This is a genomic window from Anaerofustis butyriciformans (genome assembly GCF_036289385.1).
Taxonomy (GTDB): domain Bacteria; phylum Bacillota; class Clostridia; order Eubacteriales; family Anaerofustaceae; genus Anaerofustis; species Anaerofustis butyriciformans.
Genome location: NZ_JAYFFH010000010.1, coordinates 21,003 through 38,209, shown reverse-complemented (window position 1 = coordinate 38,209; position 17,207 = coordinate 21,003). Strand labels below are relative to the sequence as shown.

Annotated in this window: 11 protein-coding genes; 5 read left to right on the top strand and 6 right to left on the bottom strand. The window is 31.4% G+C overall.

Features of this window, described 5'->3' with window-relative positions:
• Nucleotides 1-4 precede the first annotated feature (4 nt).
• Both pfkB and V2W16_RS10545 read right to left on the bottom strand, forming a co-directional pair.
• Nucleotides 5-907, bottom strand: a complete 903-nt coding sequence (pfkB, locus tag V2W16_RS10550; protein WP_329385604.1) for a 1-phosphofructokinase — start codon at nucleotides 905-907, stop codon at nucleotides 5-7.
• Nucleotides 907-1,656: a DeoR/GlpR family DNA-binding transcription regulator gene (locus V2W16_RS10545; RefSeq protein WP_329385601.1), complete on the bottom strand. Its 750-nt coding sequence runs from the start codon at nucleotides 1,654-1,656 to the stop codon at nucleotides 907-909. The genes pfkB and V2W16_RS10545 overlap by 1 nt, the downstream gene beginning before the upstream one ends.
• A gap of 338 nt (nucleotides 1,657-1,994) precedes the next feature.
• On the opposite strand from V2W16_RS10545, the gene V2W16_RS10540 reads away from it, so the two are divergent.
• Entirely contained in the window at nucleotides 1,995-3,746 is a 1,752-nt protein-coding gene (locus V2W16_RS10540) for a 3D domain-containing protein (RefSeq protein WP_329385598.1), read from the top strand.
• A 25-nt stretch (nucleotides 3,747-3,771) separates the two neighbouring features.
• On the opposite strand, the gene V2W16_RS10535 is transcribed toward V2W16_RS10540, so the two are convergent.
• The 4 genes from V2W16_RS10535 to rpoB all read right to left on the bottom strand — a co-directional run bounded on the left by V2W16_RS10535 (nucleotide 3,772) and on the right by rpoB (nucleotide 13,098).
• Nucleotides 3,772-4,251 (bottom strand): ACT domain-containing protein, encoded by a 480-nt coding sequence (locus V2W16_RS10535; RefSeq protein WP_138269356.1) that lies wholly within the window; start codon nucleotides 4,249-4,251, stop codon nucleotides 3,772-3,774.
• A gap of 13 nt (nucleotides 4,252-4,264) precedes the next feature.
• Entirely contained in the window at nucleotides 4,265-5,506 is a 1,242-nt protein-coding gene (locus tag V2W16_RS10530) for a homoserine dehydrogenase (protein ID WP_329385595.1), read from the bottom strand.
• Nucleotides 5,507-5,627: 121 nt separating this feature from the next.
• Nucleotides 5,628-9,254, bottom strand: coding sequence for a DNA-directed RNA polymerase subunit beta' (gene rpoC / locus V2W16_RS10525; RefSeq protein WP_329385695.1), 3,627 nt, complete (start codon nucleotides 9,252-9,254; stop codon nucleotides 5,628-5,630).
• A 91-nt stretch (nucleotides 9,255-9,345) separates the two neighbouring features.
• A complete protein-coding gene (gene rpoB / locus V2W16_RS10520; RefSeq protein ID WP_329385592.1) occupies nucleotides 9,346-13,098 on the bottom strand; it encodes a DNA-directed RNA polymerase subunit beta in 3,753 nt (1,250 codons plus the stop codon).
• 405 nt (nucleotides 13,099-13,503) lie between these two features.
• On the opposite strand from rpoB, the gene radA reads away from it, so the two are divergent.
• The 4 genes from radA to V2W16_RS10500 all read left to right on the top strand — a co-directional run bounded on the left by radA (nucleotide 13,504) and on the right by V2W16_RS10500 (nucleotide 17,205).
• Nucleotides 13,504-14,871, top strand: coding sequence for a DNA repair protein RadA (radA, locus tag V2W16_RS10515; RefSeq protein ID WP_329385590.1), 1,368 nt, complete (start codon nucleotides 13,504-13,506; stop codon nucleotides 14,869-14,871).
• A gap of 119 nt (nucleotides 14,872-14,990) precedes the next feature.
• Entirely contained in the window at nucleotides 14,991-15,524 is a 534-nt protein-coding gene (locus V2W16_RS10510; RefSeq protein WP_329385589.1) for a biotin transporter BioY, read from the top strand.
• On the top strand, nucleotides 15,517-15,906 hold the full coding sequence (locus V2W16_RS10505) for a DUF1284 domain-containing protein (protein WP_329385586.1): 390 nt from the start codon (nucleotides 15,517-15,519) through the stop codon (nucleotides 15,904-15,906). Before V2W16_RS10510 ends, V2W16_RS10505 begins: the two co-directional genes overlap by 8 nt.
• Nucleotides 15,907-16,092: 186 nt before the next feature.
• A complete protein-coding gene (locus V2W16_RS10500; protein WP_329385583.1) occupies nucleotides 16,093-17,205 on the top strand; it encodes a PIN/TRAM domain-containing protein in 1,113 nt (370 codons plus the stop codon).
• The last annotated feature ends 2 nt before the right edge of the window (nucleotides 17,206-17,207 follow it).

Here is a 17,207-nt window from a genome sequence, read left to right as displayed (position 1 = left end):
CCCTCTAAAGCTCCTTTAATAATTCTTCTACTTTTTCTTTTGTAGCTATTGATTCTGAAAATGCACTTGCACTTCCTGCTGCACTTCCGAATCTTAAAGCTTCCTTATAATCTTTATTTTTTAAATACCCATAAATAAATCCTGCAACCATGGAATCTCCAGCCCCTACGGAATTTACTACCTTTCCTTTTGGAGTATTTGTTTTGATAACTTCATTTTCCTTGGTAACAAGGATTGCGCCGTCTGCAGCCATTGATACAAGCACGTTTTCAGCACCCATTTCTTGAAGTTTCTTTGCATATTCCACAATTTCTTCATCAGAATTTATCTTAACATCAAAGAATTCTGCCAATTCATGATGATTAGGTTTAATTAGAAACGGTTTATATTTTAGTACATTTTTAAGTAAATCCTTTGTTGCATCTACAACTACATGAACATTTTTTTCACTTAATCTTTCCATAATTTGTTCATATATATCATCATCTATAGATGAAGGAATACTTCCTGCCAAAACCAAGATATCGTTATCTTTTAACGTATCTATTTGATTTAAAAGTTTTTGTAAATCCTCTTTGTCAATATTAGGACCTTTTGCGTTTATTTCGCTTTCAATATTGCCTTTTATTTTTACGTTTATTCTTGTTAACCCTTCTTTTAACTCTATGAAGTTTGTTTTAATATTTCTTTCATTTAATTTATTTACAAGTTCCCTGCCTGTAAATCCTGCAATAAAACCAAGGGCAACATTTTCTTCACCAAGTTCACTTAACATGGTAGAAACATTTATTCCTTTTCCCCCAGGATTTAAAAATTCATTTTCACATCTGTTTACATTACCGCTTTTGAATTCGTCTATAATCATTACATAATCAAGCGCAGGATTAAATGTAACTGTATATATCATTATTTTGCCTCCATTATTTTTGTTTTTTCCATAAATAATTCATCAACGGAATTAGAAGTAATAATTGTTGCTTTATCTAAACTTGAAAAAGTAATTGGGGCAATTTTATTAAATTTTGAACTGTCTGTTAAAATAAATGCATCCTTACATTTTTTTATAGCAGCTTCTTTTATAAGCCCTTCACTTTCTTTATATGTTGTATATCCCGCATTTAAGTCAATACCATTTGTTCCAAAAAAGCCTTTTGTAAAGTTGTATTTTTGTATGCTTTTTACAGCTTCACTCCCAACTACCGATCCTGTCATTTCTCTTGTTTCGCCTGCTAATATAAAAACTTTGTAACCAAGCTTTGATAAATTTAAAGCATGATAAAGACCGTTTGTAACAAACGTAACGTTTTTTGCACTTATGTGCTTAATCATTTCTCCTGTTGAAGTTCCTGCATCAATATATACAAAATCATTTTCTTCAATTAAAGATGCGGCAAATTTACCAACAGTGTCTTTTTCTTCCTTGTTTATGTTTTCCTTTTGACTTATAGGTTCTTCTTCAATAACAAATCTGCTGTTTGTTATTTTTGTTGCACCACCATGAACTTTTTTAAGTTTTCCCATTTTATCTAAAGCATTAAAATCTCTTCTTGTTGTTGCATCAGAAGAATTTAATCTTTCAGTAATTTCTTTTACTGTAACAATGCCTTTTTCTTCTAAAATTTCTAAAATTTTTTCATATCTTTTTTCTGTCAGCATATTATCACTTCCTTTTTATAAGCGTATAATATCACCACTTTTGTTTATTGTCAATCATTTTTAATCATTTTTAATCAAAAATAATCAGTAAAATTTTACTTATATTGATAAATATGGTTTTATATTTTATTTTTTGTTTAGCTACAATATTTATTCATTTAAATATAATTAAATTTTTATAAATAAAAAAATATTTATTTATAAAACCATAAATATATACACCACATAATATAGTGGTGGCATATTTTACATACCCCTAAAGTTCTTTAAAATTTGACAAAAAGCTACAATTAATGTATATTTGATATACAAAAAATCTTTAGAAGGATTGATTACATATGAGTAAATTTAAAAATAATTTTTTGGAAAAGTTTGATAAAATTAAACAACCAAAAAACAAAGTTAAATTGAAAAAAAATAAAATTAAAAATGAATCTTCCTTAGATGACAAATTGACATTAACGTTAGATGATTTAAACTCTGAAAATAACTACAAAGAAAATATAGACCTTGATAAAGATGTAAATTTAGCTTTAGAAGATTTTAACGAAGAAGAATTTATTAATGAAGTTTCAAACGCATCTTCAAACTTGGAAAATACAAAAGAAGATATTTTAAGTGAAGAAACCTCTATTTTAGAAGACAATCTTCAAACAAAAGAAGAAAACTTTGAAACGGAAGAATTTAATCTTCAAGATTTAAAAAGTACAATTACATCAAATGATAATATTGTTAGTAAAGTTACAAAGGAAGATAAAACTGAAGAAGTATTAAATGAAGATAAAGAAGAACTTAATTTAATACAAGAAAGTAACAAAGGCGATAAAGAACAAATTAACTTAATACAAGAAAATAGTAATAAAGCCGATAAAAATGATACTACAATAAATTCTGAAGAAACTAAATTAAAACAAGACACTCTTCAAGAAATAGACGATGACACATTAAAAGCAAAGAAATTAATTGAAGAAGAAAATATGGATGTCATCGAAGCTTTAGATCATTTAGACAAACTTGATGAACAAAGAGATTTTGTTAAGGAAAGTAAACATAAAAGGAAAATTAAAGACTACTTAAATAAAAAGCTCATTCCTTTATGTATATGTTTCTTTATTACAGCAATGATGGTTGTAAGTGCAATTCTTATTAGTATGTCTACAATGACTGTTAGTATCATAGTCGATGATGACGATCCCGTTACTGTTAAACAAATTGGCTCTCTTACAACCGCAGATGCTTTAAGCATTGCAAAAATAACACCATCAAGTACTGATACAATTTCTAAATCTCTTGATGCTAATTTGAAAGACAATGATGTAATTAAAATTACAACAGCATCAAAAGTTCTCGTAACAGATGGAAGTGAAATTGTTAAAGTCGATACAGGACTTACAAATGAAAATGAAATTGTTGAACAAGCTGGATTTGAAGTTACAGAGGGCAAAAGCATATCAAGTATAGAGCATGATAACACTTCTGTATACGCAGTTTTAGATGAAAATCAAAAACTTGTAAATAAAACAGAAAAAGTTAAGTATAAAACAATATATAAAGAAGTAGATACTTTGGACGGCGAAGATGAAAAAGTTGTTCAAAAAGGTCAAAATGGTAAAATCAATTACATAAGTGTTGTTACAACAAATGCTAAAGGAGAAGTTGTAAAAACAAAAAATTTAACTAAAACAGTTGAAACAAAAGTTCAAAATAAAATTGTAGAAGTTGCAAAAGATTCCGATGATATGATACTTATATCAGAAAACGGTGGAAGTGCTCCGGTAAAATACAATCAAAAAATAACAGTTGAAGTTACAGCTTACTGTTCATGTGCACAGTGTTGTGGTGTTTCTACAGGAATTACGGCAAGCGGTACACGTGCAACGGCAGGAAGAACAATTGCTGCTTGGAGCGGTTTACCATTTGGAACAAAAGTATATTTCCCTGCACTTTCCGGCAACTCTAACGGAGGAGTATACGTAGTTGAAGACAGAGGGGGAGCAATTAGTTCAGGAAGAATTGATATTTATTTCGACTCCCATTCAGCTGCTTTAGCCTTCGGAAGAAGAACAATGGAAGCATATATACTTCAATAAAAAAAAGACCTTATAGGTCTTTTTTTTATTCTACTTCAAATTCTTTATAAATTTGTTTTAAAGCTTCTTTTGCTTTATCTTTTTCTATTACACAAGAAATTTTTACTTCACTTGTAGAAATCATTTGAATATTTACGCCTTTTTCATATAAAGCTTTAAAAACTCTGCTGGCTACTTGAGTACTTGCAACCATACCGGAACCTATTACTGATAATTTTGCAACCCCTTTATCATAAAGTACTTTTGTAGCACCAACTTCAATTGCGAAATCACTTGTTATTTTAAATGCTTTTTCAAATTCATCTGTTGGTACAGTAAAAGTAATATCATTTACTTGGCTTCTGTTTACATTTTGAGTAATACTTTCAATTTTAATTCCTTCATTTGCAATATTACTAAATAAATTAAATGCAATACCCGGTTTATCAGGAACTTCCATTACAGAAATTTTTGCAATATCTTCATCAACTGTAATTGCTTTTATAATGCTATCATCTTTTCTCATATCTAATCTCCTCCTATAATATATCATCAATTATTCTAGCATAGAATACATCTTCAGTAACATGAGATAATCTATCACATAACGTACTCATAAATTCTCCTGTTATTTCTTCTGTAACTAAGAATATTTTTCCGTCTTCATAAGATAGATTAATGTTGTTTATATTTCTATAAACTATATCAATAGCTCTTGAAAATTCTGTTTCATTTTCTACTGAAACTCTTAAATAGAATTTATTTTTATATCTTTCTATACCACAACTATTATATTTATTTTCAAATTTTAGATGTGTATAATCATGAACAGATTTTGTAAGAACTTTTATTACATCAGCAACAACGGCATTAGCAGTTGCTTCTTTACCGGCACCTCTTCCAAGGAAAGAAAGTTGTCCGATTATATTACCATTTATATTTATAACGTTATATTCATCATTAACATTGCTTGTAACAGAATTCTTACCAATTAATACAGGAGTTACGGTTGCTCCAAATGTATTATCATCATATAATTCACTTTCAGCCATGTATTTAAAAACATATCCAAGTTCATCTGCAGTTTTTATATCTGATAAACTTATATTTCTTACACTTCTTGTGCATACATCATCATTATCTATATATGTACCATAACATAAAGATGAAAGAATAGTAAGTTTTCTTGAAATATCAAAACCATCAACATCAGCTGTTGGATCAGCTTCTGCAAATCCCATATCTTGAGCAATTTTTAATACTTCATCAAAATCCATTTCATCTTTTGTCATTTTAGATAAAATAAAGTTTGTTGTTCCGTTTAATATACCTTGAACTTTATTTATTTTGTTTATTTTAATTGTATCTATTATAGATTCAATAATCGGAATTCCTCCGCCTACACTGGCTTCAAAAAGCAATGTAACGCCATTTTCTTTTGCAAGATTTAGAAGTTCTTCCATGTGTTTTGATATAATTTCTTTATTTGCGGTAACAACATCTTTTTTCTTCATTAAAGCTTTTTTAATGGCAGGGTATTCTTGTTCGTAACTACCCATAACCGCTATAATTAACGATATTTCATCATCTTCTAAAATATCATCCGGATTACTTGTCAAAAGCTCACTTGGAATACCTTCTCTTTCTTTAGATGTATCTCTGACTAAAATCTTTTTAATTGTATAGTCGTCTTGTTCGAAGAAGTTCCCTTTTTTTTCATTGATTATTTCATATACCCCGGTTCCAACGGTTCCGCATCCTAACAATCCTATTTTAGACATTACTTTTCTCCTCTTCTTAACTGCTTTTATATATGTACTAAAATCTACGACTTAAAAAGCCGTAGATTTTAATTATTTTTTATATTGTATCATTGTTATCTAAATCAAAACCTGAAGTACTCTAAGCATCTAAATTGTCATCTTCATCAATGCTGTGAATTGTTAATTCTTCACCGTCTATTGTAGTCAAGTCGTTATCAGAATCTTCATCTAATTCATTTAAGATATCTTTTAACAAATCATCATCGTCATCTTTATTTTTAACAAGTTCAAGATCATATTTTTTGATACCTGTACCTGCAGGAATTAATTTACCAAGAATAATGTTTTCTTTAAGTCCAAGTAATGGATCCACTTTTCCTTGAATAGCTGCATCTGTAAGAACTTTTGTTGTTTCTTGGAATGATGCTGCAGATAAGAATGATGAAGTAGAAAGTGACGCTTTTGTAATACCAAGAAGTTTTCTTCTTCCTGTTGCTTCTTGTTTTCCTTCTTCTCTTGCTTTTTCATTTGCAGAGTCAAATTCAAATAAGTCAACACTTGTTCCAGGAAGTAAATCTGTTTCTCCTGCATCTTCAACTTCATATTTTCTAAGCATTTGTCTTATTATGATTTCAACGTGCTTATCTGAAATATGAACCCCTTGATATCTATATACTTTTTGTACTTCTGTTAAAATGTATTTTTGTACTCCGTCAATGCCTTTAATTCTTAATAAGTCTTCAGGATAAATACTACCTTCAGTAATTTCATCACCGGCTTCGATTCTATCCCCTTGTCTTACTTTAATTCTTGCACCGTATGGAATATCATATTCGAAAACTTCTCCGTTTTCGTTATTCATAACGATAACTTTGCTGTGTCCGTCTTCTTCGGTAATTTCGATAACACCGTCAATATCAGAAATGATAGCTTGACCTTTTGGTCTTCTTGCTTCAAATAATTCTTCGATTCTTGGAAGACCTTGAGTAATATCTTCCGCTGAAGCAACCCCACCTGTATGGAATGTACGCATTGTAAGCTGTGTACCAGGTTCACCGATAGATTGAGCTGCAATTGTACCAACAGCTTCACCTATACTTACAGGTTTCATGCTTGTTAGGTCAACCCCATAACATTTAGCACAAATACCGATTTTACTTCTACAGTTAAATACCGCTCTGATATTTACTTTTTCAATACCACAATCAACGATTTCTTTTGCTTTTGGTGCTGTAATAAGTTCATTCTTAGCAACAATAACTTCTCCTGTGTTTGGATTAAGAACATCGTCGAAAGCATATCTTCCTGTAATTCTTTCTTCTAATTCTTCAATTATATCATTACCTACTTTAATAGCAGTAACTTCATAACCATGTTTTGTTCCACAGTCTTCTTCTTTAATTATTTGATCTTGACTTACATCAACAAGTCTTCTTGTCAAATAACCAGAGTCGGCAGTTCTAAGAGCCGTATCCGCAAGACCTTTTCTCGCACCGTGAGAAGAGATAAAGAATTCAAGTACGTCAAGACCTTCACGGAAGTTTGAACGTATAGGAAGTTCAATGATATCACCGTTAGGAGATGCCATAAGACCTCTCATTCCGGCAAGCTGTCTGATTTGGTTTCTACTACCTCTGGCACCTGAGTCAGCCATCATGTTGATTGGGTTGAATGGGTCAAGGTTATCAAGTAACGCATTTGTTACAAGGTTTGTAGTTTCATTCCAAATATCAATAACTTCTCTTTTTCTTTCGGCTTCGGTAATCATACCTCTCTTATATTGTTTAAGAACTTTTTCTACTTTTTCATCAGCTTGTTCAAGAAGTTCATGTTTAACTTCAGGAACTTCCATATCAGAAATACTTACTGTTACGGCAGCTTTTGTAGAATAAGTGAAACCTATTTTCTTAATGTCATCAAGAACCATTGATGTTTTTGCTGCACCATGTCTTGTGAAACATTTATATACTATTTCAGATAAAACTTTTTTATCTACTACTTTATCAATTTCAAGTTTAAACATATCTGCTGGAGTTTGTCTTGTAACAAATCCTAAATCTTGAGGAATGATTTGGTTAAACAAGAATCTACCAACAGTTGATTCAACTACTTTAACATGTTCTTTTCCATCAATTACTTTTTTCATTCTTACTTTAACAGGAGCGTGAATTTCAACTTCCTTGTTATAGTAAGCCATTTCAAGTTCTGCAATTGAAGCAAAAGCTTTTCCTGCACCTTTTTGGTTATCTTGAGGAATTGTTAAATAATATGAACCAAGAATCATATCCTGTGTAGGTGAAACAACAGGAGAACCATCTTGAGGTTTTAAGATGTTGTAAGCAGCAAGCATTAAGAATCTTGCTTCAGCTTGAGCTTCAACACTTAAAGGAACGTGAACAGCCATTTGGTCACCATCGAAGTCAGCATTGAAAGCTGTACAAACAAGTGGATGAAGTTTTATGGCTCTACCTTCAACTAAAATTGGTTCAAATGCTTGAATACCAAGTCTATGAAGTGTAGGGGCACGGTTTAGTAAAACCGGATGGTCTTTAATTACATCATCAAGAACATCCCAAACTTCAGGACTTTGTCTTTCAACCATTCTCTTAGCTGATTTTATATTTAAAGAATGTTTTCTCTTTACAAGTTCTCTCATTATAAATGGTTTGAATAACTCAATTGCCATTTCTTTAGGAAGACCACATTGATACATTTTAAGTTCAGGTCCTACTACGATAACAGAACGTCCAGAATAGTCAACCCTCTTACCAAGTAAGTTTTGTCTAAATCTACCTTGTTTACCCTTAAGCATATCAGAAAGAGAACGAAGTGGTCTGTTTCCAGGACCAGTTACAGGTCTACCTCTTCTGCCGTTATCGATTAATGCATCAACAGCTTCTTGAAGCATTCTCTTTTCATTTTGAACGATAATGTCAGGAGCATTAAGTTCAAGAAGTCTTTTAAGTCTGTTATTTCTGTTTATAACTCTTCTGTATAAGTCATTTAAGTCACTTGTAGCATATCTTCCGCCGTCAAGCATAACCATAGGTCTAAGTTCAGGAGGAATAACAGGAATAACTTCAAGTACCATATCTCTAGGATCGTTGTCTGAGTTTTTAAAGTCTTCAACGATTTTTAATTTCTTAATTGCTTTGCTTCTTTTTTGTCTTGTTGTTTCTGTTGCGATTATTTGTTTTAATTCTTTGCTTTCTTTTTCAAGATCCACTTGTCCTAGTAAATCTTGAATTGCTTCTGCACCAATTTTTGCAGTAAATTCATTTCCGTATATTTCTCTGTATTCTTTATATTCAGTTTCAGTTAAAACTGTTTTTTCATCTAAAGGAGTATTACCCGGATCTGTTACTACATAAGCAGCAAAATAAATAATTCTTTCAAGTTCTTTTGGTGACATTTCAAGAAGTAAACCAATTCTACTTGGAATACCTTTGAAATACCAAATGTGAGTTACAGGGGCAGCTAATGCTATATGCCCCATTCTTTCTCTTCTTACTTTTGATTTTGTAAGTTCAACACCACATCTATCACAAATAACGCCTTTATATCTTATTTGTTTATATTTACCACAATAACATTCATAATCTTTTGTAGGTCCGAAAATCTTTTCGCAGAAAAGTCCGTCTTTTTCAGGTTTTGATGTTCTGTAGTTGATAGTTTCAGGTTTTTTTACTTCACCATATGACCATTCAAGAATTTTTTCTTTTGATGCTAAACCAATTTGAATTGATTTAAAATCAATTTCGCCCATATTTGTATTTTCTTTTTTATCTATATTTACATCATTAAATTCTTTCAAGGAATGTACCTCCATTTATATTTTCCTAAAGTAACCTTAAATTTTATAGAAATTCTTCATCTTCGGCATCATCACCGTCAGAACTTAAAATATTACTTTCAAGGAAATCCAAATCTTCACTTCTTATATCAGAATTATCTGAAAGAAGATCATCACCTTCGTCATCATCAAATACAATTTCATCATCTAAAACTTCCATATCATCAAGTTCGCTTACAGGTTTATCTGCATTTTCTTCTACTTGATCTAAATCTTCAACAACATCACTGTTTGCATCATCTCTGATGTCAATGATTTCGTTTCTTTCTCCAAGAACATTTACATCTAAGCACAAGCTTTGGAACTCTTTGATAAGAACTTTAAATGATTCAGGAACACCTGCTCTTGGGATGTTTTCACCCTTGATAATAGCTTCATAAGTTTTAACTCTACCTGAAACGTCATCACTCTTAACAGTTAAGATTTCTTGTAATGTATGAGCAGCACCGTAAGCTTCAAGTGCCCAAACTTCCATTTCACCAAATCTTTGTCCACCCATTTGAGCTTTACCGCCAAGTGGTTGTTGTGTTACAAGTGAGTAAGGACCTGTTGCTCTGGCGTGCATCTTTTCATCAACAATATGATGTAGTCTTAACATATACATGTAACCAACGGTTACTTTGTTGTCAAAAGGTTCCCCTGTTCTTCCGTCATAAAGTTGAACTTTTCCGTCTGGAGAACATCCAACTTGTTCAAGAAGTTCCATAATGTCTTCTTCTTTTGCACCATCAAATACAGGAGTTGCAATATCCCATCCAAGCTCTTTACAAGCTCTTCCAAGATGAACTTCAAGTACCTGTCCAATGTTCATACGAGAAGGTACCCCCATTGGAGATAGAAGTATTTCAAGTGGTGTACCGTCTGGTAAGAATGGCATATCTTCTTCAGGAACAACCCTACTGATTACCCCTTTGTTACCATGACGTCCGGCCATTTTATCCCCTACTTGGATTTTTCTCTTAATTGCAATATAAACTCTTACAAGTTTATTTACGTTAGGTTTAAGTTCATCACCGTTTTCTTTTGTATAAACTTTAACATCGATTACAACACCTTTTTCCCCGTGAGGAACTTTTAGTGAAGTATCTCTTACTTCTCTGGCTTTTTCACCAAAGATTGCACGAAGAAGTTTTTCTTCTGCTGTTGGGTCGCTTTCTCCTTTTGGAGTAACTTTACCAACTAAAATATCATCTGATTTAACTTCGGCACCGATTCTTATAACCCCTCTTTCATCAAGGTTTTTAAGAGCTTCTTCGCCTACATTTGGAATATCTCTTGTTATTTCTTCACTTCCAAGTTTTGTTTCTTTTGCTTCACAGTCAAATTCTTCAATATGGATTGAAGTAAGAGCATCTTCCTTAACAAGTTTTTCATTTATTATGATAGCATCTTCGTAGTTATAACCTTCCCATGTCATAAATCCGATAAGAATGTTTCTACCAAGAGCTAAATCCCCATTTTCAGTTGATGGACCATCGGCAATAATTTCGCCTTTTTCAACTCTGTCCCCAAGTTTTACAATTGGGATTTGATTGATACATGTATTTTGGTTAGTTCTTTTATATTTAAGTAATTTATATTTTACGTTTTGTTTTGTTTCGTCATCAGTAATGATGATTTCGGTAGCAGTAACTCTTTTTACAACACCGCTAACTTCACTTACTACACATACCCCGCTGTCTTTTGCGGCTCTGTGTTCCATACCTGTTCCAACCATTGGAGCTTGAGGTTTTAACAAAGGCACAGCCTGACGTTGCATATTGGCACCCATTAAGGCTCTGTTGGCATCGTCATTTTCAAGGAAAGGAATCATACTTGTAGCAACAGAAACGATTTGTTTTGGAGAAATATCCATATAATCAACTTTTTCTTTTTCTACTGTTACGAAATCTCTTTCAACGCCTGCTCTACCTGTTACTTTCTTATGTTCAAAAGTACCATCTTCAAGTAAAGGTTCGTTAGCTTGAGCTATTGTGTATTTACCTTCTTCATCAGCAGGAATATATTCAATATCACCAACAACTCTACCATTTATAACTTTTCTGTATGGAGTTTCGATAAATCCATATTTATTAACTCTTGAATATGTTGCAAGAGAACCGATAAGACCGATGTTTGGACCTTCAGGAGTTTCAATAGGACAAACTCTTCCGTAGTGAGAATGATGAACGTCCCTAACTTCGAATCCGGCTCTATCTCTTGATAAACCACCAGGACCAAGTGCAGAATATCTTCTCTTATGAGTAAGTTCTCCAAGAGGATTTGTTTGGTCCATAAATTGTGAAAGCTGAGAAGAACCAAAGAATTCTTTTAACGCAGCATTTACTGGTTTTACGTTAACAAGACTTGATGGTGTTACTTCTTCAGGGTCAAAAGAAATCATTCTTTCTTTAACTGTTCTTTCAAGTCTCGATAAACCAATTCTAAATTGGTTTTGTAATAATTCACCTACTGAACGAATTCTTCTGTTACCTAAGTGGTCAATATCGTCTAATGTTCCAATTCCATGGTCAAGACCTAAGTTATAACTGATTGAAGCATAAATATCTTCAACAGTGATATGTTTTGGTAAAAGTTCATTCTTTCTAAGTTTAATTTGTTCTTTCTTTTCTTCGTTTGAAATATCTTGTTCAAGTATTTCATTTAAGACTTTTAAGTTTACTCTTTCATCAATACCCAAATCGCTTACATCAAAAGGTAAACCATATTTATTTATGTCAACAGTACCGTTACCGATAATTTTAAATCCTTTATCATCGCTAACTTTTACTTCAACTGTGTTAATACCGCAGTTTTGGATATCCCATGCAGTTTGTTCGTCTATAATTTCATCTTTGTTTACAAGTATTTCACCTGTCATAGGATTAACTATGTCTTTGAATGCATATTGTCCAGTAATTCTTGTGGCAAGAGCTAATTTTTTATTTAGCTTAAATCTACCAACCATCATTAAGTCGTATCTTCTTTGATCAAAGAACATCGGAATGAACAGACCTTTTGCTGAGTCTACACTTTCAGGTTCGCCAGGTCTTAATTTTTTGTATATTTCAATAAGACCTTCTTCCACATTTGTAGAAGTATCCTTTTCAAATGTAGTCATAAGTCTTTTTTCTTCACCGAAATAATTTATTATTTCTTCATTGCTTCCAAGTCCAAGAGCTCTAATAAGAACAGTGATAGGAACTTTCTTTGTTCTGTCTACTCTTGCATATAAGCAATCACTTGCATCTGTTTCATACTCTAACCAAGCACCTCTGTTAGGTATAATTTGACCATTATATAATTCTTTACCATACTTATCTCTTTCAATTGAGAAATATGCTCCAGGGGAACGGATAAGTTGGCTTACGATAACTCTTTCGGCACCATTTATAATAAATGTACCTGTTTTTGTCATAAGAGGGAAATCTGCCATGAATACATGCTGTTCTCTTACGTCTTTAATTTCACCGTCTTCTTTAACAACTAATCTTACTTTAACTTTCAAAGAAGCAGAGTAATTTGTTTTTCTTTCTTTACATTCTTCAACATCATATTTTGGATCGTCATCTAAAATATAATCTACAAACTCAAGTATTAAATTTTCACTTGGGTCTGTAATTGGAAAGACATCTAAAAATGCTTCTCTTAAACCTTCTTCTATAAACCATTTATAAGAATCGGTTTGAATAGAAATAAGGTTTGGCATTTCCATTACATCTTTGATTTTAGAAAAACTCATTCTTTCTCTTCTACCAATTTTCTCTGGATGAATCACTGTACCACTCTCCTTATTTTTAAACATGAAAAACACAGCAAAATTATCTTATTTTCAAATAAAAGATTTAATCAATTTGCTGTTATTTCCTCCGTCCTAAACTGCATAAAATCAACACAAATTTTAGGCTTGTTTTGTATTTTCAGTAATTTAATATTTTAGCAAAAGAGTATATATAAGTCAAGGGCAAGCACAAAAATTTATTAAATATTTTCCATTTTTTACCCTTTTTTACAGCTCTTTTTAGCTAAATTATCTTTTTTTTATTTTATCATAAATAACACCCTTTTTTTACTATAAATTTTATTTTTTAAATATAATATTTTTAGCAACCAAATATTTATGAAAACTTAGAGACATTATGCTATAATTTTATACAAATATTTAAACAAAGAGGATAGAAATTTGGCTAAAGATAAAAAAATTTTTGTATGTAGCGAATGTGGATATGAAAGTGCTAAATACTGGGGGAAATGCCCTGACTGCGGATCATGGAACACATTCAGCGAATTTTCAAAAAAAGAACTTGAAATAGTAAACCATAAACAAAATATATTTACACCGAAAATCAAAAACTTAAATGATATTGACACAAATGAAGAAATACGTTTTTCTACAAAAATATCAGAACTGGATAGAGTACTTGGAGGAGGGATAGTTCCTTCAAGCATAGTTCTTGTAGGAGGACAACCGGGAATAGGAAAGTCTACTCTTCTTATGCAGAGTGCATATAATGTATCTCTTGAAGACAAAAAAGTTCTTTATGCTTCAAGCGAAGAAAGTTTGACACAGTTAAAATTAAGACTTGACAGACTGGGACTTAAAGGAGGGAATATTCTTGTTCTTTCCAATACGAATATAGAGCAGATAATTGAAAGCGCAAAGGAAAACAAAATAGACTTACTAATAATAGATTCCATACAGACAGTAAAAAGCGAAAACATACCAAGCGCACCGGGAACAATAACACAAGTTAGGGAATGTACAAATACATTAATGAATTTTGCAAAGGCCACAAATACAAGCATATTTCTTGTAGGACATATTACAAAACAAGGAACAATAGCAGGACCCAAGACAATAGAACATATGGTAGATACTGTAATGTATTTTGAAAATGAAGCAAACAGTGACCTTAGAATATTAAGACTTAGCAAAAACAGATTTGGCTCAAGTGAGGAAATAGGCGTATTTGAGATGACAAGTAAAGGTCTTGAGTGTGTGAATAACCCTTCAAAATTATTATTAAGTCAGATGGAAAGCAGAAGTTACGGAAGTGTGATTTGTGCATTAATGGAAGGAAACAGAAGCATGTTAGTAGAAATACAAGCACTTGCAATGCAGTCCTCTTTTCAAGTTCCAAGAAGAGTTTCAACCGGGTTTGATTACAGCAGGTTTGTACTTATTTTGGCTGTAATAGAAAAAATGACAAACGTAAAACTTTTTCAAACAGATGTTTACTTAAATGTCGTAGGAGGCATAAAAGTGAAAGAAACCGCAAGCGACTTAGCTGTTGCATGCGCAGTAATATCATCAATATTAAAAAAAGAAATTCCAAAAGATACAATAATCATCGGAGAAGTTGGGCTTTGTGGAGAAATAAGAAACGTAAATAATATTTATAAAAGAATAAAAGACGCAAAATCCATGGGCTTTACGAAGGCGATTATTCCTAAATACACTTCAGAAAATGAACAAATAGATACTTTAGGAATGGAAATAATAAAAGTAAGCAGTTTAAAACAAACCATTTTCCATTTATTCAATAAATAGAAGAAAGTGTCAACCTATATGTAAATATTAGTTGACACTTTCTTTTTTTGTATATTATTATAATTTTGCCTTCATAAATAAGGCACAAAAAATTATCACCAAAAGGAGAATATATTATTATGAAGACAAAAGATATGGTTTTAGCAGCATTATGCTCTGTATTTATTGCAATTTCAGCTTGGATATCAATACCAACGGCTATACCTTTTACCATGCAGACATTTGCTATATATTTTATACTTTTTATTCTTGGAGCAAAAATGTGCATAGTTGCAGTAGGAGTATACATAATGCTTGGAATTATAGGAATTCCTGTTTTTTCAGGGTTTACTGCAGGAATAGGAATACTAATGGGAAATACAGGTGGGTATATAATAGGATTTCTTATTATCCCAATTTTTATGATGTTAACCGAAAAATTATATAATAAAAATACAATGCTATTAATATTATTTTCATTTATCTCTTTAATAATATGTTACACTCTTGGCACATTATGGTTTTATTTCTTGTACACAGCTAACACAGGAGCAATAACTATAACTGCAATACTTGCAATGTGCGTTGTCCCCTTTGTTATTCCTGATATTATTAAAATTGCTCTTGCTTACGGTGTAAGTAAAATTATAAAACCGAGGTTAAAAAATGATTAAACTACGTCCCCACCATTTACTTTGTATCCTTTTCTTTGAAGGAAAAGGATACAATAAAGAGTTCACTCTAAACATGCAAAATATAATTAATAATTTACATGATAATACAAAAATCAAACTAACACTTTGCACTGATAAAATTTGTAAAAAATGCCCCAATAACCAAAATAATATTTGTATAGATAACAAAAAAGTTTCAATTTTCGACAAAAAAGTACTATCCTTATGTGAGATAAATAATATAGATATTGAATTTTATTACAAAGATTTAAAAAATAAAGTACTTGATAAAATAATATTTCCCGGGAAAAGAAAAGATATATGTGGTTTATGCGTATGGAATGAAATCTGTGAAAACAAACATTACATAAAAAACACATAAATATTACTCTTTTATTTGTTTTTTTATATATAAACTTTCTTTTACTTACAAAATCATGTTCTTTTTTTATATTTTTAAGATAACTTTAAGAAAATTCATATTTACTTTTACATATATTTCTTATACAATTATATTAAGGTATTGTACCTTGTGATATTTTAAAATTTAATAAGGAGGTGACAACAAATGAAAAAAGCATTATATGCCATTATTTTTGTTCTTGGTGCAATTGTAGGAACCCAACTTACAAACTGGATTATTAACGGTGGACATTTGTATCAAAAACTTGGGATTAACATAACCTCAGCATTTGGGAAAGGTATGATTTATGTTTTTGCAGCTATTTTATTCGGTTTTATATTTATTATTTTTATTCCTTTTTTTGCAAAACTATTTAAACGTATCTTTGACCAAGTAAGCATAGAACTTAACAATACTACACTTACACAAATAGGTATGTTAATCGGTTCATTGATTTTGGCCCTTATTCTTGCCGCACTTTTATCTTGGCCATTTCAAAACATGGGACTTCCGGGCTGGATTTCAAGTATCATATTAATCATCATATATGCTGTATGCATATATATTTTTATTTCAATAGCTACATACAAAGCTCCGGATGTAGAAAAATTCTTTAAAGGACTTAATCCTTTCTTGAATGAAAATGCCAGAACAAAACAAAGTAAAAAACATCCTAAAGTTCCAATAGGAGTAGCCAAAATTTTAGATACAAGCGTAATAATTGACGGAAGAATTTTAGATATTCTAAAAACGGGCTTTATAGACGGTCCTATAATACTTCCAAACTTTGTATTGTATGAACTACAGCAAATTGCCGATTCAGCAGACAGTGTAAAAAGAAGCAGAGGAAGAAGAGGTCTTGATATTCTTAATCAGATACAAAAAGAGCTTCCAATAGAAGTCGTAAATCTTGATAAAGATTACCCAGATATAAGCGAAGTTGATACAAAGTTATTAAAACTTGCAATTGACATAGATGCAAAAGTAGTAACAAATGATTACAACTTAAATAAAATCGCAGAATTCCAAGGTGTTGAAGTTTTAAACACCAATGAACTTTCAAATGCAGTAAAAACTGTCGTTTTACCGGGAGAAGAACTTTATGTAAGAGTAATCAAAGAAGGAAAAGAAAATTCTCAAGGTATTGCTTATTTGGAAGACGGAACAATGATAGTGGTAGAAGAAGGAAGAAACAGAATAGGTGAAGAAATTCATACTGTTGTAACAAGTGTACTTCAAACAGCCGCAGGAAGAATGATTTTCGTAAAACCCATATAGGG